The sequence below is a fragment of the Mammaliicoccus sp. P-M58 genome (genome assembly GCF_022386165.1).
GTDB classification, from domain to species: domain Bacteria; phylum Bacillota; class Bacilli; order Staphylococcales; family Staphylococcaceae; genus Mammaliicoccus; species Mammaliicoccus sciuri.
The window spans coordinates 37,976-56,259 of sequence record NZ_JAJNJI010000014.1; the positions used below are offsets into that span (position 1 = coordinate 37,976).

The 18,284-nt window shown below is 32.5% G+C and carries 18 protein-coding genes; 2 read left to right on the forward strand and 16 right to left on the reverse strand.

The window, feature by feature from the left end:
• Positions 1 to 8: 8 nt before the first annotated feature.
• The 15 genes from LQ694_RS13725 to bshC form a co-directional block, all read right to left on the reverse strand.
• Positions 9 to 782, reverse strand: coding sequence for a YlmH family RNA-binding protein (locus tag LQ694_RS13725; RefSeq protein WP_196968189.1), 774 nt, complete (start codon positions 780 to 782; stop codon positions 9 to 11).
• Between the two features lie 71 nt (positions 783 to 853).
• Positions 854 to 1,150, reverse strand: a complete 297-nt coding sequence (locus LQ694_RS13730) for a YggT family protein (protein ID WP_037587547.1) — start codon at positions 1,148 to 1,150, stop codon at positions 854 to 856.
• A 13-nt stretch (positions 1,151 to 1,163) separates the two neighbouring features.
• Complete coding sequence (locus tag LQ694_RS13735) at positions 1,164 to 1,745, reverse strand: cell division protein SepF (protein ID WP_107601779.1); 582 nt, start codon at positions 1,743 to 1,745, stop codon at positions 1,164 to 1,166.
• Positions 1,746 to 1,756: 11 nt separating this feature from the next.
• Positions 1,757 to 2,428 carry a YggS family pyridoxal phosphate-dependent enzyme gene (locus tag LQ694_RS13740; RefSeq protein WP_025904598.1) on the reverse strand — a complete coding sequence of 224 codons (672 nt, stop codon included), beginning with the start codon at positions 2,426 to 2,428 and terminating at the stop codon, positions 1,757 to 1,759.
• Positions 2,429 to 2,436: 8 nt separating this feature from the next.
• Positions 2,437 to 3,228, reverse strand: a complete 792-nt coding sequence (pgeF, locus tag LQ694_RS13745; protein WP_218696702.1) for a peptidoglycan editing factor PgeF — start codon at positions 3,226 to 3,228, stop codon at positions 2,437 to 2,439.
• Positions 3,229 to 3,287: 59 nt separating this feature from the next.
• Positions 3,288 to 4,445, reverse strand: a complete 1,158-nt coding sequence (ftsZ, locus tag LQ694_RS13750; protein ID WP_025904600.1) for a cell division protein FtsZ — start codon at positions 4,443 to 4,445, stop codon at positions 3,288 to 3,290.
• 28 nt (positions 4,446 to 4,473) lie between these two features.
• Positions 4,474 to 5,847: a cell division protein FtsA gene (ftsA, locus tag LQ694_RS13755; protein ID WP_049319194.1), complete on the reverse strand. Its 1,374-nt coding sequence runs from the start codon at positions 5,845 to 5,847 to the stop codon at positions 4,474 to 4,476.
• A gap of 109 nt (positions 5,848 to 5,956) precedes the next feature.
• Positions 5,957 to 6,901 (reverse strand): cell division protein FtsQ/DivIB, encoded by a 945-nt coding sequence (locus LQ694_RS13760; RefSeq protein ID WP_077152204.1) that lies wholly within the window; start codon positions 6,899 to 6,901, stop codon positions 5,957 to 5,959.
• 27 nt (positions 6,902 to 6,928) lie between these two features.
• Positions 6,929 to 8,278: a UDP-N-acetylmuramoyl-L-alanine--D-glutamate ligase gene (gene murD / locus LQ694_RS13765; protein WP_218696703.1), complete on the reverse strand. Its 1,350-nt coding sequence runs from the start codon at positions 8,276 to 8,278 to the stop codon at positions 6,929 to 6,931.
• Between the two features lies 1 nt (position 8,279).
• Complete coding sequence (gene mraY, locus LQ694_RS13770) at positions 8,280 to 9,245, reverse strand: phospho-N-acetylmuramoyl-pentapeptide-transferase (protein ID WP_049319198.1); 966 nt, start codon at positions 9,243 to 9,245, stop codon at positions 8,280 to 8,282.
• A 44-nt stretch (positions 9,246 to 9,289) separates the two neighbouring features.
• Positions 9,290 to 11,545 carry a penicillin-binding protein gene (locus LQ694_RS13775; protein WP_065381101.1) on the reverse strand — a complete coding sequence of 752 codons (2,256 nt, stop codon included), beginning with the start codon at positions 11,543 to 11,545 and terminating at the stop codon, positions 9,290 to 9,292.
• Positions 11,532 to 11,912 carry a cell division protein FtsL gene (gene ftsL / locus LQ694_RS13780; RefSeq protein WP_231493034.1) on the reverse strand — a complete coding sequence of 127 codons (381 nt, stop codon included), beginning with the start codon at positions 11,910 to 11,912 and terminating at the stop codon, positions 11,532 to 11,534. Before ftsL ends, LQ694_RS13775 begins: the two co-directional genes overlap by 14 nt.
• Before the next feature lie 19 nt (positions 11,913 to 11,931).
• Complete coding sequence (gene rsmH, locus LQ694_RS13785; RefSeq protein WP_096791312.1) at positions 11,932 to 12,867, reverse strand: 16S rRNA (cytosine(1402)-N(4))-methyltransferase RsmH; 936 nt, start codon at positions 12,865 to 12,867, stop codon at positions 11,932 to 11,934.
• Between the two features lie 11 nt (positions 12,868 to 12,878).
• On the reverse strand, positions 12,879 to 13,310 hold the full coding sequence (mraZ, locus tag LQ694_RS13790; RefSeq protein ID WP_025904608.1) for a division/cell wall cluster transcriptional repressor MraZ: 432 nt from the start codon (positions 13,308 to 13,310) through the stop codon (positions 12,879 to 12,881).
• Positions 13,311 to 13,455: 145 nt separating this feature from the next.
• A complete protein-coding gene (bshC, locus tag LQ694_RS13795; protein ID WP_231493033.1) occupies positions 13,456 to 15,072 on the reverse strand; it encodes a bacillithiol biosynthesis cysteine-adding enzyme BshC in 1,617 nt (538 codons plus the stop codon).
• Positions 15,073 to 15,206: 134 nt separating this feature from the next.
• Here bshC and LQ694_RS13800 point away from each other — a divergent pair, with 134 nt between their 5' ends.
• Complete coding sequence (locus LQ694_RS13800; RefSeq protein ID WP_058612427.1) at positions 15,207 to 15,653, forward strand: N-acetyltransferase; 447 nt, start codon at positions 15,207 to 15,209, stop codon at positions 15,651 to 15,653.
• Between the two features lie 48 nt (positions 15,654 to 15,701).
• Here LQ694_RS13800 and LQ694_RS13805 read toward each other — a convergent pair whose 3' ends face one another.
• Positions 15,702 to 16,697: a YdcF family protein gene (locus tag LQ694_RS13805; RefSeq protein ID WP_239772143.1), complete on the reverse strand. Its 996-nt coding sequence runs from the start codon at positions 16,695 to 16,697 to the stop codon at positions 15,702 to 15,704.
• Between the two features lie 162 nt (positions 16,698 to 16,859).
• Between LQ694_RS13805 and LQ694_RS13810 the strand changes: the two genes are divergently transcribed.
• On the forward strand, positions 16,860 to 17,918 hold the full coding sequence (locus LQ694_RS13810) for an aminotransferase class IV (protein WP_096791309.1): 1,059 nt from the start codon (positions 16,860 to 16,862) through the stop codon (positions 17,916 to 17,918).
• Positions 17,919 to 18,284: the final 366 nt, after the last annotated feature.

The following is an 18,284-nucleotide window of genomic DNA, read 5'->3' on the forward strand; positions in this document are numbered from 1 at the left end:
CCTCAGCACTATTTAAACAATGTTCGATAAGCTATTCTTATCTTACCTTTTTTTGAAGTTCCATTATTTTGAATGATCATCGCACGTCCATATCCTTTAATAGAGATCAAATCATTTTCTTCGACTATAAAGTCTACTTGTTCGATTTCTCTATGATTGACTTTAACGCGTTTACTTTCAATCAATTTCTTACTAATTGTTCTACTCGTATTTGTAAGGTGTTTAATGATTACATCCAATCTTAATGCACTTACAGTTGCGTCATGTGTCTGCCAATTCTCACTTGATTGTATCATATTTTGGAATGGAATAGAACTCAATTTGATTCCGGCACCTTTAATCTTTGTTAATTCCATCATAATATACGATTCAAATCTCTTTGTCAAAACAAACTGTATACGGTCATTAACAATAATATCCCCTAGTTGATTTCTATCAATCCCAAGCGACATGATCGTACCTAATACATTACGATGCGTCAATTTAACAAATTTTGAAGGATAGTTAAGTTCAATAAGCACCATCTCATAATCCGCTTTAGTCGGTTCAAAATAATCAGGTGCGACGATTGCACGTTTTCTTTCTGATGCTTCATTACCACCAAAGTAATGTACATTTAAATCGTCGAATCCACCCACGATTGTTTGTAATATAAATTGTTCTCTAGGGTCCAGAAACTCTGTTAATACAGGTTGATAATTTCGTTCAGCAACTTCACACCTATTTAAAAATAAATCAATAATCTCTTTTTCTTCTTTTCTAAAATGTTGATATATATCCATTTTGACACCTCTAATTCAATAAAAAATAGGATGTGACATTACGTCTCACCCTACTGTCATTTATCGTTTAATTATAATATTGGCATTACAGGTACAATCATATTAAATATATTAACTAAACCAACATAGAATAAACTTAACGTTATAAACGCCACTAATGAAGATATGTCTAACATACCTAATGGTGGGATAATTTTTCTAAATGGTTCTAAAAAAGGTTCATATATTTTCCCTAAAAATTGTCCAAATGCGCCTTCCCTAACGCCTGGTAACCATGATGTAAGGAAATAAACGATCATACCATATTGATAAATTTTAACGACGAATAATACAAATCCTAATATCGTACTTAATAGTCCACTATCCATATCTTAAATTCCTCTATTCTTGATAAGGTTCAACTTGTTCTAGTTGCTCAGTAATTGATCCTGCTACTTCAACATTATCAGGTGTACATAAGAAGATGTCTGTTCCAACGCGTCTTATATCTCCACCTATCGCATATACAGTACCACTCAAGAAGTCTATAATTCTTTTAGCTGATACTTTGTCAATGCGTTGTAAGTTTACTAATGTTGTACGTCTATTTTTAAGTTCATCGGCGATATCCTGCGTATCTGAAAATACTCTTGGTTCAAATAAGCACATTTTTGAACTTTGCGCAAAATCCATATTCCCGCTCATACTAACGACATTCGTTTGAGATGAATTTGTACGTTTCTCAGTCATGGCCTCTTTCCTTTCAGGTTTTTTAAAATCACGAGAACGTTGTGATTGGTATCTAGTTGTATTTGATTTTTGTGTTGGTACACTTTTTAAAGATTGTTGTTTTGGTTTTGGTTTTTGTTCTTGTATAGATGATTCCTGTTGTGGTGCTTTTGTTTGTTCTCTTTGTGGCTCTTCGTATACTTCTTCTTCTTCATCGACTACGAAAAAGCCTTTAAATACATCTTTAATTGCCATAATTTACACTCCTATTCGCCAACTAATTTTGTACCAATTCTTACATAAGAAGCACCTTCTAGTATTGCTTCATTAAAATCATTGCTCATGCCCATAGATAATTCAGTGCAAGGTGCATATGATAAGTTTAAGGATTGTACTTTCTCTTTCAATAATCTTAGTTGGTTAAAATATTGTCTTAATTTTATTTTGTCTTCAGTTAATGGTGCCATAGTCATTAAACCAACTATTTCAATATGTTTAAAATCCTTAAGCTCTTGAATAAATGGGATAACATCATCTGGCGACATGCCATGTTTTGATTCTTCTCCCGAAACATTCACTTGAACAAAGCATTTTACAACATGTTCTGCACGTTTTTCAATTTCTTTAGCTAATTTTAATCTATCTAATGCATGTAAATAATCAATTTCATTAATGATGTCTTTTACTTTTCTTGTTTGTAATGATCCAATAAAATGCATGATAGCATCATCTGGAAGATGCTTTTTCTTTTCCAAAAATCCTTCAATACGATTTTCTCCAAAGTTTTTCAAGCCAGCTTCATAAGCTTCTTTAGCTCGGTCTATTGTAACATATTTTGTCACAACAATCACTTGAGGCGCCGTATTAAATTCTGATTCTTCGCTACTATTACAAATTTGTGAATTGATTTCTACTAAATTTTCTTTTACTGATTTCAAATCTATACCTACTTTCTACCTATAAATGCAAGCATTCTACCAGTTTGCCCTTTTTCTACTCTATATGAGAAGAATAAATCTGTTTCACTAGCCGTACAATGATTCGTCTTGACGATATGTTCAGGATTAACACCATAATGTATGGCAAGTAGTGCATTTGCTTGTTTTAAATCTATGCCGTATCTATCTTGTCCTCTTTGTACAATGTACGCTTCAGAGTCTATCGGTAATGTTTTGAACTTTTGATAAATGTCTTCGTTAATTTCGTAACTGTCAGATGTGGATGGTCCTATAACAACTCTCAAATTAGCAACGTCGCCGTTATATTGTTCAATCATCTCTTTAATAATTTGGGAATGCGTACCTCTCCATCCGGCATGACAAAGACCAATATAACCATTTTGCGTATCATATAAATAGATTGGTACACAATCTGCAAAGCACATCGTTAATAATAGGTCAGACTCATAAGTATAAAGTCCATCTATTCCATGAAATTCTTCAGTTAATGCATTGATATTTGTACCTTTATCCTTTGAAGATACTTCTCGAACTTTATTCTCATGTGTTTGAATTGGAAATACCCAATTGGCACAACTGAAGTTAATTTCATTGGCTAATATTTGCTGATGCTTTGAAATATTATCTGGATCGTCATTGATGTATCGCGCCATATTAAAGGCATTCTCTGGATACGGGCTATATCCACCTTGACGAGTTGTAATACCTATTGTTAAATCATTTCTGTCATCGACTTCATATGATAAATAATGATTATGTTGATTAAAAATCTCTTTCATTTCATCTCTCCTAACAAAAAAAGTCATCAGGACTGAGCCTGATGACTTTTTAAGTTCATTTATCGTCTAGAGCGTCTAGAACGTCTATCTTCTCTATTTCGAATGAAACTTGGAATATCACTATCATCAGTTGATTCATTTGTTGATTTATTTTCAAATGAAGCTTTTCTTCCTAGTGATTCTCCTTCTTCTCTTTTAGAAGCAGGTTCTTCTGTAGTTCCACCAAATGCTCCGCCACCTTGTGGTTTACGAGCATTAGAAGGTTTGTCATTAAATCCAGTAGCAATTACTGTAACGACTAATTCGTCTTGTAATTCTGGGTTAATAACTGTACCAAATATCATATTAACATCTTCGTCTGCTGCATCTTGAACAATATCTGCTGCTTCTTGAGCTTCAAATAGTGAAAGTGACTCTCCACCTGTAATGTTCATTAAGACACCTTGTGCGCCAACGATTGAAGTTTCTAATAATGGTGAAGAAATAGCTTTTTTAGCAGCTTCGATTGCTCTATTTTCACCAGAAGATACACCGATACCCATTAATGCTGAACCTTGGTTAGACATAATAGTCTTAACGTCAGCAAAGTCTAAGTTAACTTCACCAGAAACAGCGATTAAGTCTGAGATACCTTGTACACCTTGACGTAATACATTATCTGCTTCTTTGAATGCTTCCATCATAGGTGTTGATTTATCAACGATATCTAAAAGACGATCATTAGGAATAACGATTAATGTATCTACTGCAGCTTTCATAGATTCTACACCGGCAGCAGCTTGAGTTTGACGTTTACGTCCTTCAAAGCTAAATGGACGAGTAACAACACCAACAGTTAATGCACCCATCTCTTTTGCGATTTTAGCAACAACTGGTGCAGCACCTGTACCAGTTCCGCCACCCATACCAGCAGTAACGAATACCATGTCAGCGCCTTGAATAGCATCTTCTATTTGTTCACGTGATTCTTCAGCAGCTTTTTTACCGATTTCTGGGTTTGCACCTGCACCTAATCCACGTGTTAATTTTTCACCAATTTGAATTTTAGATGAAGCTTTAGATAAGTTTAAAGCTTGACCATCTGTATTAATAGAAATAAATTCTACATTGTTCATTCCATGATCTATCATACGGTTAACAGCGTTATTACCGCCGCCACCAACACCAATTACTTTTAAAGTAGCTAAATGATTAAACCCTTGCTCAAATTCTAACATTTATTATCCTCCTAATCTTTATGACCCATCAATCAAATAACGATTTCATTAATTTTTTTAATACACTTGGCTTCTCTTCTTGACTTTCCGAATCATATTCTGTTTCGGAGACTCTGTCATGATCAGAATTTGAAGCTTTTGCGTCATTGTTTTTGTTTGATTTCTTTTTAAACCATTGTTCATACGGTTTAGCTTTAGTTTCTTGAGTTTCTTCTTCGTATGTTTCTTCTTCGACATTATCAACGTCATAATTATTCATTGTAACATAATCTAGTAGCTCATCAAAGTTAATTCCACTAGATATAGTAGATATACTAGAAGTAAACTCAGGTTTACGTATACCCATTTGAGATGGTGTATGTACACGTACTTTTTCATTAACCATATCTTGTAATAATTCTTTAATACCGAGTAGGTTTGAAGTACCACCTGTTACGATGAATCCACCGTTAACATTTGTAATACCCATATCTTGTAATAAATCAAATATTTCAAAGAAAATTTCTTCTACTCTTGATTCAATAATTTCACTTAATTCTTTTTGAGTGAATTGTGCGTGACCATCTTCGTTAATTTGTTCAACACTAAAGACATCTTGATCTGATGCAGAGTCGTAGAATGCATGTCCATATTGTTGTTTAATCTTCTCGGCATTGTCATATGTAGTATTTAATGATTTTGCAATATCTGTTGTTATGCTTCTACCTGCCATTTCAATCGTATCAGCATCAACTAAATTGCCTCTTTCATAAAAACCTACTTGCGTTAAATCTTCACCAATATCAATGACGCAAGCACCAAGTTCAACTTCTGTTGGAGATAATATAGATTGATAGTTATAAGCATCAGAAAATACTTCTAATACATCTACTCCACAAGATTCAACACATTTAATGATGTTGATTAATAATGATTTTGATGTTGCGATAACACCTGCTTCTACTTTTAATGATTGCGTTGCAACCATCTCTTTAGGATCAGAAACTTCATGTAAGTCATCTACAATAAATTTCATTGGGAATACACCAATGACTTCAGTTTCAGGAACATCATTTAATTCCCTAATGCCCTCTAATACTGATTCTATATGACTGCCACTTATTTCAGTTTCTGTACCATCAAAAGGTATTTCAAATTTTTCGTCGTAAATCTCTGTATTCACGATAGGCATTTTTAAAAATACTTCTTTAATATCTATTCCAGATGCAATTGCTGCTTTTTTGATTGTATCTTTAATTGCTTGTTTAGCGATATCAAAATCATCTATACAACCATTTCTTATACCATTCGTATAAGTTTGCCCTGTACCTATCACGTTAATGCCATTATGAAATTTTTCTCCTACTATTACTTTTACACTCGATGAACCTATATCTAAACTAATATAATAATGTTCCTCCATCGATAGGCACCTCCTCTAACACATGATAATCAAATTTAAACTATTATTAGTTTACATGATACTTGATTTAATGTGAACTAATTATAGGTTTATTTATTGATTTTTTTACTTATTCTTCTGATTTCTCAGTTGATTTTGGTTCTTCTCCAGATTTATCCAATTCTTTAGATAAATCTTGTAATGCTTGGTCTAATTTTTTCTGTTCTGTTTTATTACTTTCATCTTGTTTTGTTTCTTTTTCTGAACGCTCTTTTTGCTGTTCTTCTGTTTCATACGGTAAGAATGTCACACCAACTTGTAAATCTAAAAATCCAGGTGTTTTAAGCGCTCCAGAATTGTCTCTCTCTAATTTATCAGAAATACTCGGATAATAGTTGATTTTATTCGCAAAAGTTTGAATATCTCCAACAACTTCCACATTATCTGTCATAAATAGTTGGATTCTATTCTGATTGTTCTCACCAGGTTTATAATTTATTTCCGATATCATTGATTTAACTTTAGGTTTAACCTTTTTCAATTCAGGAATCATTTTATTTAACTTTTTAGAACTAAAGTCATTCAAAATCGGAACATCAATTGGTAAATCTGTTGATAAATTTTTAATTGTTTTCCCATTTTCTAATAACGGTACGTAATGTTTTTTCTCTTTAACTAACCCAATTGTTTCATACTCATTTACATTAACAGTTAAGTCATTTGGAAAATGACGTTTAATTTCAACACTTTTAACGCCTTCAATTTCTTCGATTTTCGATTTCATATCACTCACAGGGATATTGTATATTCTAGAATCTTTTTTGATATCTAAAGCTTTTTCAATATCGTTTTTAGATACGATTTCTTCACCTTTAATATCCACTTGATCAACTTTACTGATGTCTGTAAACATGTACAGTAAAATCAAGATAACAAGGAGTATAACACCTATGAATACACCTAATTGAATTTGACGTCTACGTTTTCTTTTCTTCTTTAAAATTTCTAATCGTTCATCTTCCGTAGTCGTTTCAAATTGCAATATATCATCATTGTTATCAGAATTTTTATTCACGGTTGTCACTCCTTTTTTTCACAATTTCTAAAATGTTGGTAAATGTTTTTGGAAACTTTCAATAAATTCGTCGCCACGTGCTTCAAATGTATCATATTGATCCCAGCTCGCACATGCTGGTGATAGTAAGACAACATCATTAGACTGTATATAATCTTGAATCAAATTAACGGCATCTTTAACGTCATTTGCTTGCAAGACTTCTTTTCCTTGACTTGCACCTAACGTTTTTAATTTATCTTTTGTTTCACCAAATGTAACCATCAAACGGACATTATCCATATAAGGTATTAAATCATCAAAGTCATTCCCTCTATCTAATCCACCACATAACCAAATGATTGGAGAATTAAATGAACTTAAGGCAAATCGTGTTGCTAAAGTATTCGTTGCTTTAGAATCATTGTAATACTTATTGCCTCTATTATTCCCAACATATTGAAGTCTATGTTTAATACCTGAGAATGTTGTTAAAGTATGCACAACTGACTTCACATCAACGCCAGATAATAAAGCAGCTAATACAGCTACAAGTACATTTTCTAAATTATGTTTACCAGGTAATACAATATCGTGCGTATTGATAATTCTTATACCGTTATATACGACATAATCATCTTCAATATAAATGCCATTCACTTTTTGATTAGTTGAGAAATATAATATTTTAGATTTAATATCATCTGTATTGATTAAATGTCTTTGTTCATAGTTAAAAATTAAATAATCGTCTTCGGTTTGATTCTTAAAAATATTTTTCTTAGCATTCTGGTATTCTTCTAAACTACCGTGATAATCCAAATGTGCAGAATAAATATTTGTAACAATCGCGATATGCGGACGATAATGGATTGTTCCTAAAAGTTGGAATGAAGAAAGTTCTGTAATAAGATAATCGTCTTTCGTAACCTCTTGTGCAACTTTTGATGCAACTACACCAATATTACCTGAAACTTGACCATTTACTTTACTATTACCAAACATATCCCCTATTAAAGAAGTCACTGTTGTTTTACCATTTGTACCTGTAATACCAATAATTGGTGCTTCTGAAATGTAATAACTTAATTCAACTTCTGTAATGATATCCAATCCTTGATTCATCGCTTCTTGCAATAGTGGAATGTTGTAAGGTATACCAGGGTTTTTTACGATTAACGGTTTATTATCAAGTAATGACAGTGGGTGTTCACCACTGATCACACGTATCCCTTGTTGCTCTAGTTCAAGCGCATGCGGATCAGATGATAAATCTTTACCATCATTAACCGTTACATCAGCACCTAATTTATGGCATAACTTTGCACTTTCATATCCACTTTTAGCTAAGCCTAAAATTAGAACAGGTTTCTCTTTTAATGCATCATATGCTTTCATACTACATTACCCCTATCCATAAACCAATTGCACCAGTAACGATACCTGTAGCCCAGAATACTAATACTATTTTCCATTCACTCCAACCAACTAACTCGAAATGGTGGTGCAATGGGCTCATTTTAAATATTCTTTTTCCTGTAAGCTTGAATGACGTTACTTGTAACATAACTGATAATGTTTCAATTACAAATACTAAACCGATCAATAATAATGTTATTTCTTGGTTAAGCATGATTGAAATCGTTGCGAAAATACCGCCAAGCGCTAAGCTACCAGTATCTCCCATGAACACTTTTGCTGGGTACTTGTTGTAAATTAAAAATCCAAATAAACTTGCAAGCATCACTAAACAGAATAACCCAATCTCTGGTTTATCAAGAATAAATGATAGTGTCGCGTAAAAACCAAATGCAATGATTGATAATCCAGTTGAAAGACCATCTAATCCATCAGTTAAATTGACAGCATTACTGAATCCAACTTGCCAAAATACTATGAATATAATGTAGAAAACAGACAATGGTAATGACCAATCTGTAAACGGTATGTTGATCGCTGTTTCAAATTCATAGTTCGGTAATATGACACTTACGATGTAGAATACAACGGCTATCGCAATTTGAGCTAAGAATTTTTGTTTACTTGTTAAACCTTGGTTGTTTTTCTTAACGACAATAATATAATCGTCTATAAAACCAATAAGTCCAAATCCTAATGTTACAAATAATAACAGAATGAGCGGACCTACTTGCTCAACATAGAATAACGCGATTATTGTTACAACGATTGTTGCTAATAAGAACGTTAATCCACCCATAGTTGGTGTTCCTGTTTTCTTCATATGACTCTTAGGTCCTTCTTCTCGAATACTTTGCCCAAATTTTAATTTTTTAAGTGTTGGAATTAAAACGGGTACAAGTATCAAAGTCAATAAAAACGCAATGACAGGTAGCGTAAAATTCATAATTGTTCACCTTTTCTATTGTATATTATCTATCATCCTGTGATTTATGATTCACTAGATGTTTTTTCTTCTTTACTATCTTTTTTAACATCTTTACTTTTGCTTTCATCTTTAGATGTTTCTTCATCATCTGGCACTTGTCCTATTGAATCATCACCATTCGGATGATTGTTAGAAAGCGTAAACTTAACTTTAGTACCAGATTTAATTGTTTGGTTCTGACTGACAGATTGCTCAGAAACGTAACCAGAACCTTCTGATTCTACTTCAATACCTGTCGCTTCTTGTAATTTTAATAAGTCTCGTTTCGTCCAGTTTTCAGTATCAGGCATCGTCATTTCACCGTCTGTAACGAGTAAAATTCTTTCTTTATCTTGGACATTTTTACCTTTAAGCGGTATTTGTTTCTTAATTTTATCACCTTTACCAATTACAATTGGTTCAAGTTTTTTACCTTTTATTGCATCAGTTGCTTTTTGAGTACTCATATTGACAACATCTGGCACATTTGAAGCATTCGTTTTAGCTTTGCCTTCAGTTTCTTCTACATCTAAATATTTTAATGTATTTTCCATAATCGGATTGAAACCTCTTGACACACCATATTCATAAGCCTCTAGATCACGTTTTTGTGCAAGAGACATACCTGCATATACAACCACTTCAGGATCTTTGGCAGGCGCATAGCCCATAAAGCTTACGAAATACGGATTTGCACCATCTACATAACCACCGTTTTTAGTATCTGGCACTTGAGCTGTACCAGTTTTACCTGCAACTCGGTAGCCATCTATTTTATAGTTTGTAGCATGACTTTCTTTACTATTTACTACTTTATCTAATTCAGTCATTGTCTTCTTAGCTGTATCTTTAGATATCGGATTGCCAACTACTTTTTTCTCGCCTTTTTTAATCGTTTCGTTACTTTCTTTGTTTTGAATCGATTTTACATAATAAGGTTCGAGCATATTACCTTGGTTTAAAATAGCTGTTTCAGCTTGCAACATTTGGACTGGTGTTACAGTAGTAGACTGACCGAATGAAGATGTCTTTCTTTGAAGTTCATTATCAAACGCAATATTCCCTGGTGCTTCACTATCAAATAAGCCACCTGTTTTTTTACCGAAACCAAATTTCTCATAATATGCCTTTGCTTTATCAGCACCAACTAAGTCTTGAAGTTTCATCATTAATGTATTGGCTGAATATGTAAATCCAGTTGTCATAGGAATATTTCCCCAACCATCATCGTTCCAATCATAAATTTTAAATCCATCTATTTCTCTATGACCAGATTTAAATTTCTTGTTTGGTTCGAATTTACCTTCTTCAATTGCTGCAGCTAGACCATATGTTTTGAATGTTGAACCTGGTTCGTAAGTATTTTGATATAAATCATTCGCCCATTTTTTCCCGAAGTCTTTTTTCGTATCAGGATTAAACGTAGGTCTCTGACTGTAACCTAGTATTTCACCAGTTTTTGCATCCATGACAACCGCAAATAAATCTTTAGGTTCATAGCGATCTACCATTTCGTCGAGTGCATTTTCAACAAAGACTTGAATATTAGAGTCTAATGTAAGATGTACATCATCACCATTTTGAGCTTTAATACTATCTTCACTATTCGGCACGAGCATACCCCATATATCTTGTTTATAAGAGTTTTTACCCGTTTTTCCTTTTAAATAGCTATCAAATACTTTTTCAGCACCTGATACACCTTTTAATTTGTTTGTATCTGGATCTTTATCTGCTAAACCGATAAGATGAGATGCAAAGTTACCATTAGGATAAAATCTTTTTTTCTCCGTTTCAAAAGTCAGTCCAGGTAATTTAAGCTTTTCAATTTGTGTTTTTTGTTTATAAGTTAAATCTTTACCTTTTTGACCAAACTCAACTTGAAAGGCATTTTTAGTTTTAAGTTTACTTAAAATATCATCTTCATCCATATCAAGAATTTTAGCTAATGCTTTAGCTGTTTTTTTCTTGTCTTTTACGTGTCGAGGCTTATCGCTACCTTCGCTCATTTTTTTATCTAATATTGCCACTAATTTATAACTATCTGTATCTTCGGCAAGCACTTTACCATTACGATCATAAATTTTCCCACGTTCAGGTTCTGCGACTGTTTGTCTTAAATATTTTTCACTTGCCCTGTACGCTAAATCTTCACCAGCTGAGTGACCACTGATCATTAAATACGAATATCTTACGGCCAATATAAAAAAGAGCAGTCCGAAAAAACTTACTAAGAGGACTGCTCCTATTTTATTTTTCTTTATTTTAATTTTGGGCATCACTACGCACTACCTTTACATTGTCATTATTCAACTTTAGACCGTAGTCTTCAGCTTTTTCGTAGATGCGTTCGTATGACGATTGTTTCATTGATTCCGTCTTCAAATCACTGTTTGTTGTTTGTTGTTGCTCAATTTTACTGTCTAATTCTGCGATTTGTGTCTTGTTATTATACGCATCCATTTTTAAAGATAGCATATAAATACTTATCAACGCAATCATAGTTATTAATGATATGTATACGACTTTTTCGATCCTCGATATTCCTACTACCTTGGTCTTTTTTACTTTTTTCTTCTGTGGTTCGAATTGTGGCTCTTGCCACTCATTAGGTCTATAATTCGGATATACTCTTTCTACTGCCATTCAATTGCCACTCCTCTGTTTACTTCAAAATTTCCGCAACTCTTAACTTTGCACTTCTCGCTCTATTGTTATGCTCAAGTTCTTGTTCATCAGAAATAATTGGTTTTTTGTTTACTCGTTTTAGCTTCGGCTTGTACGCTTCCGGTATAACCGGCAATCCCCTTGGTACATCTGGGCCTTTTTCATATTCTTGAAAGACTTGTTTACACAAACGATCCTCTAAAGAATGGAATGTAATAACTGAAATTCTTCCGCCAACTTTAACGTGTTGTATTGCTGCTTCAATAGATGTTTCAAATGCACCTAATTCATCATTAACTGCTATTCTAATCGCTTGAAAGACACGTTTAGCAGGGTGTCCACCCTTTCTACGTTTAGCTGCTGGAATACCTTCTTTAATTAAATCCACTAGTTCGAAAGTCGTTTCTATAGGTGCTTGTTCTCTTCTTGCTTCAATCTTTCTAGCTATTTGTTTTGAAAATTTCTCTTCACCATATCTAAAAAAGATTTTGACAAGTTGTTCATATGACCATTCATTTACCACTTCATAAGCTGATAAAGATTGTGATTGATCCATTCTCATGTCTAACTTAGCATCATAATGGTAACTAAATCCTCGTTCTGGTGTGTCAAGTTGTGGACTGGATACACCAAGGTCATAAAGTACACCATCTACTTTACTAATATGTAGTTCTTCTAATATATGTTCTAAATTTCTAAAGTTGTTTTGTACAAAAATTACTTTATGCATATGGTCATTTAAGATACCTTTAGCATGTTCAATCGCTGTTTCATCTTGATCGATTGCTATAAGTCGGCCTTGGTCATTCAATTGTTCAACTAGGTACAAACTATGACCAGCTCCACCTAATGTACAATCAACGTAAGTACCATCTGGTTTTATGTCTAATTTATCTACTGTTTCTTTCAATAGTACGGATACGTGATGAAACATTTAATTCACTCCTAAAAATCAAAGTCAATGAGATCTTCCGCAATGTCCTCAAAATTGTCTTCAGATTCATCATAAAAATCATTCCACGTAGAACGATCCCATATTTCAATTCGGTTAGAAACACCAATAACAGTACATTCTTTACTTAAATTAGCGTAACTTCTTAAATTTTGAGGGATGTTAATACGTCCTTGTTTGTCTAGTTCTACTTCAATCGCACCTGAGAAGAACATTCTCATGAATTTACGGGCATCTTTTTTTGTTATAGGTAAGGTTTTGAGTTTTTCTTCGATGCGCGCCCACTCTTCAAGTGTGTAGCCAAACAAACATTTATCTAGGCCTCTAGTGATAATAAAACGTTCGTTCAAATCATATCTGAATTTAGAAGGCACAATCATACGCCCTTTAGTATCCAATTGATGTTGGTATTCACCCATGAACATTTTATCTCACCTCACCTTATTTATAATTTACCACATTCCCCCACAATCCTCCACTATTTATACAAGATTTCTTAAAATTTGTGTAAATAGTAAAAAAAACACCCAATTTACGATTTCGTAAATTGGGTGTTAATCCTTGTTATGACTATAGTTCAAGCGTTATATGTTTAAAAGTGTAACGAAGTGGTGGATAAGTGGAGGGACTGAACATAGTAATCCCAAATTGATTCATCACTTGAATAGGACTCCACACTCTTTCTTGTAATCCGTGGTGAGGATGTAATGTATGCTCCACTATTTCAAAATGTCTCATACTAATTTCATTTTCTCTTTCGACATTTAACAAATATCTATCTATTAAATATTGATATTGGTGCTGATGTATTTGATTATTTTTTTCGACTAATTTTCTGTTTTGATAATCATCGCCAATTTCTTTAATCAGTTTTTGATGAAATTGAGATTGGCTTTCTTTCATTTCTTCAATTTCTCTTAAGACTTCATCAGAAGCTTTTGCTCTAATAAATTTTTCTTTATCGTTTTGAATACCATCTACTAAAACAGTATCTAGATCTAAGTTATAGTTATCGATACATTTTTTTGCTTCTTGCGTTAAATAACTAATTCGCATACGAGGTGTAACTATAGGCATTTCAATATTAAATAAATTGAATACACCTTTCAGTTCACCCCAATAAACAATTTCGCTTGGCCCACCAATGAAACTTAATGTATTAAATAAATATTCCTCCATTAGCGGTCTTGTTACGACATTATTAGAAAATCGTTCAGGATGTTCTTCTACAAGACTGAGCAATTCATCTTTTGTAAATGTTACATCTGTATCTTTATTTAAATAGAACTTTTCATTTTCACACATAATGAGCTGTCTTTTATCGTCATACTCATAGAATAAGTGAACATTGCCATCGGTTAAAATCATGCGCTTCTTAATAACTTCAGCAAATTGGTCTTGTGTAGTTCTAAATGCTGAATCTACTGCTTCATGATTTTCAATAATTTCCTTGAAGAATGGTACTTCTAATGTTCTTAGTTCTGGATCATTTGCATCAATTAATAACAAACCATATTCTTTAAATACTTCATGTGTCATAACCTTAAAAATTTCACTCCATGATTCAGAAGACTCGATTGCTTTATGAATCAATAATTGAATATCTTTAGAGTGAACAGTCTCCCCGATAGAACTGAACATGTCGTTTAAAGCATCTTTGATCAATGCTTTATCAAAATGATAATGAGAAACACTCTTTTCTGGTGGTTCTAACGTACTATATTTTACTTTATTTAACTGTCTTGAAATTCGATCATACGCATATGTATGATTCACTTCATCAAAATCATGATCTTCGCCTGCTATCCAAAAAACAGGAATAACTGGCGTATTTAATTTTTCACTTTGTTCGTTTGCTAAAACGATAATCGAAATGATTTTATGGAATGTATATAAAGGACCAGTAAAGAGTCCGGCTTGTTGACCACCTATAATGACTTTGTGACCATGTTTTAAATTTTCAATATTTTCAAGTTGGTTATCTGTTAAATTTAATTGAGACATATAATTATATATGACTTTTGAAAGTGCTTTTTCTCTGCCATTAGCTGATAAATTCGAGCGTTTTTCGAATTCAGATTGGTCCCCTGGTTTATATCCATAAAAGTTTATAATTTCAGTATTATGATTTGTATATCTCTCTATAAAACTATTTTGTTGATCAATTACAGTCTTCTTACAGTCCATACGAGTCTTTCTCCTTCGAAATTAATTACTATCAATAGTATAAAGATTGTAGATAAATAAAACAATCTAACGGCTTATAATTTAAAATTTTATTCAAATGAAGTATAATTAAGGAAAGAACAAGGGGGATTATCATGGCTAAAGTAGAACATTTACAAATTAATTACAAAACTGAAGAGGCATTCGAACAATTTCGTAACTTCGGAAACGAAGGTTTATATATGGTTGAAGAATTAAAAGGAAAAATGATCGATGCTAGTTCAGATTCACCATTTTACGGTATTTATATTGGCGACAAATTAGTTGCAAGAATGTGTTTATTTAAACAAGATGAAGTAGAAAAAACATACTTCCCAGCATTTAATGATTACCACATTTTATGGAAATTAGAAGTATTAAGAGATTATCAAGATAGAGGATACGGCAAACAATTATTAGATTATGCTAAAAGCTTCGATTTACCTATCAAATGTATTGCCCGTAATCAATCCAAAGATTTCTTCTTAAATCACGGTTTCCAAGATATCGAGCAACAAAATCAATCCGGTGAAGATATTGTTATATGGACACCAGATAAATAAAGTACTAAAAGTCCCGTAGAGTCTACGCTCTACGGGACTTTTAGTACTTTATATTCCCCACAATGTGTAGGAAGTAACTGCCAATAATAATATAATTATGATTAGTGCATGCGTCTTTTTAAACATATAAATGATTGCTAAATATTCTCTAATGTATGCATTTGGATAGAAATAAGATTTCGATGATCCACCTGTAACGCTTGCGTTCATTTTAACTTTCTTGGATAAAAATGCTGCTCTTAAAATATGAAAATGATTAGAAACAATTGTTGCAATTGCATGTTTTTTATAAGTGTCAATTTTCTTCATAGAGAACACTAAATTTTCTTCTGTGTTAGTAGATTTGTCTTCCATTATAATTTCTTCATTACGTATACCTTGTTCCACTAAATATCGTCTCATCGCTTCAGCTTCACTGATTGCTTCATCCGAACCTTGACCACCACTTACAATCATTTTAGTATCTAAACTTTTTCGTTTTAATTTAATCGCTTTATCTAATCTCGCTTTCAAAAGTGGTGTTACTCTTTCGCCTATAATCCCTGCACCTAATACGATAATAAAATCTTGTTTCTTTCTTTTTGAAATACCACTTACAATCCAAGCATATAAGTTATGCAATATAAATATTAAATTTAAATAGTAAAACAAAGTTGAAATGGCAATTAATATTAATCCGTTCCATAATTCTACTAATAGATCTGGTTTAAAAATAATGATTAAAAAATTAATTAAGATGAAAGAACCGTAACCAATGACAATCATGTTTGTTACAATTTTTCCTTCATTTGCTATTCGTTTTCTAGTATTTAATAAGGCTAAGAGCATTACCACAATAACAATTAAACAGTAAATAATATTAGCTATGATTATATAATTAATATTTAGATTTAAATCCAATGCTGGCACAATGATTTCAATCAATATCGTACTCATTAAACTGATAATGAACAGTCCTAATAAGAAGACATTTTTATATTGTCTAAAATCCACTATATAACTAATTATAAATAAAATTAAAAATGCTAACGTAACAAACATCATCGTCACCTCCTAGCCTATTATTTTCACAATCAAAGTATATCATCATAACCGACAATATACACATAAAATTATTTTCAGAATTTTCAAAATAAATATTGAATTAGGTCAATATAGCTGATATACTATTTCACATTACTTACTTAAATATAGGAGGCAATTTATATGGAATATCAATCATCAAGTAGTCAAACAAAGGACGAATGTGGATCCACTTTTGGTAGCAAAATGTTAACAATGTCGTATCAAGCATCAAAAGGATGGTCTTCTCCTATCATTAAAGATTATGCACCTATCACTATTTCTCCAAGTGCACAATGTCTTCATTATGGTCAAACTGTTTTTGAAGATATGATTGCCTATCAAATCAATGACAATATTCATATCTTTAAACCTTTCGAACACTTTGAAAAGTTCAATCAATCATTGAACCGAATCGAAATGCCAGCTATAAATAAAAGCGCATTACTTTTCGGTATCCAACAGCTTATTAATCAAGAACGTCAACTATTCGATTTACATGAACAACACCCTGTTAACATTAGAACAGTCATGTTTGCATCAGAGAATAAATTAGGCGTTAGTAAATCTGATACATATGAACTCATTACTTTTCTATCTCCATTAACTACAACAATGAATTGCCAAACATCAGAACTTATAAAAGCACACGTAGAAGATGAATATGTTAAATCTGTTACAGGTGGTGCCGGTTTTACACAATTTGGTGGTAACTACGCCGCTTCTTACGCTGCAAAATCTAAAGCAGCTCAATTTGGATACGATCATGTACTATGGCTAGATGGAACAGAGAGATCTTATATAGAAGAATTAAATAATATGAACATTTTCTTTGTTATCAATCATACACTGATTACGCCAGCTTTAGATGGTATTACAGTACCAGGTGTAACTCGACAATCAGTTATTGATTTAGCAAAAGAATTAGGCTATCAAATAGAAGAAAGACAAATTAGCATTGAAGAAGTTCTTCAATCATATAAAGATGGATTATTAACAGAAGTATTTAGTACGAGTACATTGAATGACATCACTCCTGTTTGTGAAATCAAATATAAAGACAATATTTTAACAATTCATAACAATAAAATCGGACCTATTACACAACATTTATTTACAACTTATACATCTATTCAGCAAGGTAAGCTTCCTGATATACATCAATGGAACTATACAATAGAACGAGAACCAATTGAAATGTAATAGCTGTAAAAGACTGGCACAAAAAATGTACCAGTCTTTTTTATATGGAAAAATCAAGGTGAACGTGAGATGCTATGTTGCTTGTTTGTGGCGTCTTGCAATATACGGGAGTTCTATATTGCTTGTTTGGTGTGTCTTGCAACATACAGAGCGCCTATTTATCTTGTTTTGCCAGTCTTGATAAATTCGAAGCTCCTATTTATCTTGTTTGGTCAGTCTTGATAAATTCGAAGCTCCTATTTATCTTGTTTGGTCAGTCTTGATAAATACGAAGCGGCTATTTATCTTGTTTGGTCAGTCTTGATAAATACGAAGCGGCTATTTATCTTGTTTGGTCAGTCTTGATAAATACAAGGTCCTCAACAT

What these genes read in the sequence shown, in the direction of transcription:
- LQ694_RS13725 (WP_196968189.1), bottom strand. Translation starts at nt 782, where the DNA reads ATGGATATATATCAACATTTTAGAAAAGAAGAAAAAGAGATTATTGAT.
- LQ694_RS13730 (WP_037587547.1), bottom strand. Translation starts at nt 1,150, where the DNA reads ATGGATAGTGGACTATTAAGTACGATATTAGGATTTGTATTATTCGTC.
- LQ694_RS13735 (WP_107601779.1), bottom strand. Translation starts at nt 1,745, where the DNA reads ATGGCAATTAAAGATGTATTTAAAGGCTTTTTCGTAGTCGATGAAGAA.
- pgeF (WP_218696702.1), bottom strand. Translation starts at nt 3,228, where the DNA reads ATGAAAGAGATTTTTAATCAACATAATCATTATTTATCATATGAAGTC.
- ftsZ (WP_025904600.1), bottom strand. Translation starts at nt 4,445, where the DNA reads ATGTTAGAATTTGAGCAAGGGTTTAATCATTTAGCTACTTTAAAAGTA.
- ftsA (WP_049319194.1), bottom strand. Translation starts at nt 5,847, where the DNA reads ATGGAGGAACATTATTATATTAGTTTAGATATAGGTTCATCGAGTGTA.
- murD (WP_218696703.1), bottom strand. Translation starts at nt 8,278, where the DNA reads ATGAAAGCATATGATGCATTAAAAGAGAAACCTGTTCTAATTTTAGGC.
- mraY (WP_049319198.1), bottom strand. Translation starts at nt 9,245, where the DNA reads ATGAATTTTACGCTACCTGTCATTGCGTTTTTATTGACTTTGATACTT.
- LQ694_RS13775 (WP_065381101.1), bottom strand. Translation starts at nt 11,545, where the DNA reads ATGCCCAAAATTAAAATAAAGAAAAATAAAATAGGAGCAGTCCTCTTA.
- ftsL (WP_231493034.1), bottom strand. Translation starts at nt 11,912, where the DNA reads ATGGCAGTAGAAAGAGTATATCCGAATTATAGACCTAATGAGTGGCAA.
- rsmH (WP_096791312.1), bottom strand. Translation starts at nt 12,867, where the DNA reads ATGTTTCATCACGTATCCGTACTATTGAAAGAAACAGTAGATAAATTA.
- mraZ (WP_025904608.1), bottom strand. Translation starts at nt 13,310, where the DNA reads ATGTTCATGGGTGAATACCAACATCAATTGGATACTAAAGGGCGTATG.
- bshC (WP_231493033.1), bottom strand. Translation starts at nt 15,072, where the DNA reads ATGGACTGTAAGAAGACTGTAATTGATCAACAAAATAGTTTTATAGAG.
- LQ694_RS13800 (WP_058612427.1), top strand. Translation starts at nt 15,207, where the DNA reads ATGGCTAAAGTAGAACATTTACAAATTAATTACAAAACTGAAGAGGCA.
- LQ694_RS13805 (WP_239772143.1), bottom strand. Translation starts at nt 16,697, where the DNA reads ATGATGTTTGTTACGTTAGCATTTTTAATTTTATTTATAATTAGTTAT.
- LQ694_RS13810 (WP_096791309.1), top strand. Translation starts at nt 16,860, where the DNA reads ATGGAATATCAATCATCAAGTAGTCAAACAAAGGACGAATGTGGATCC.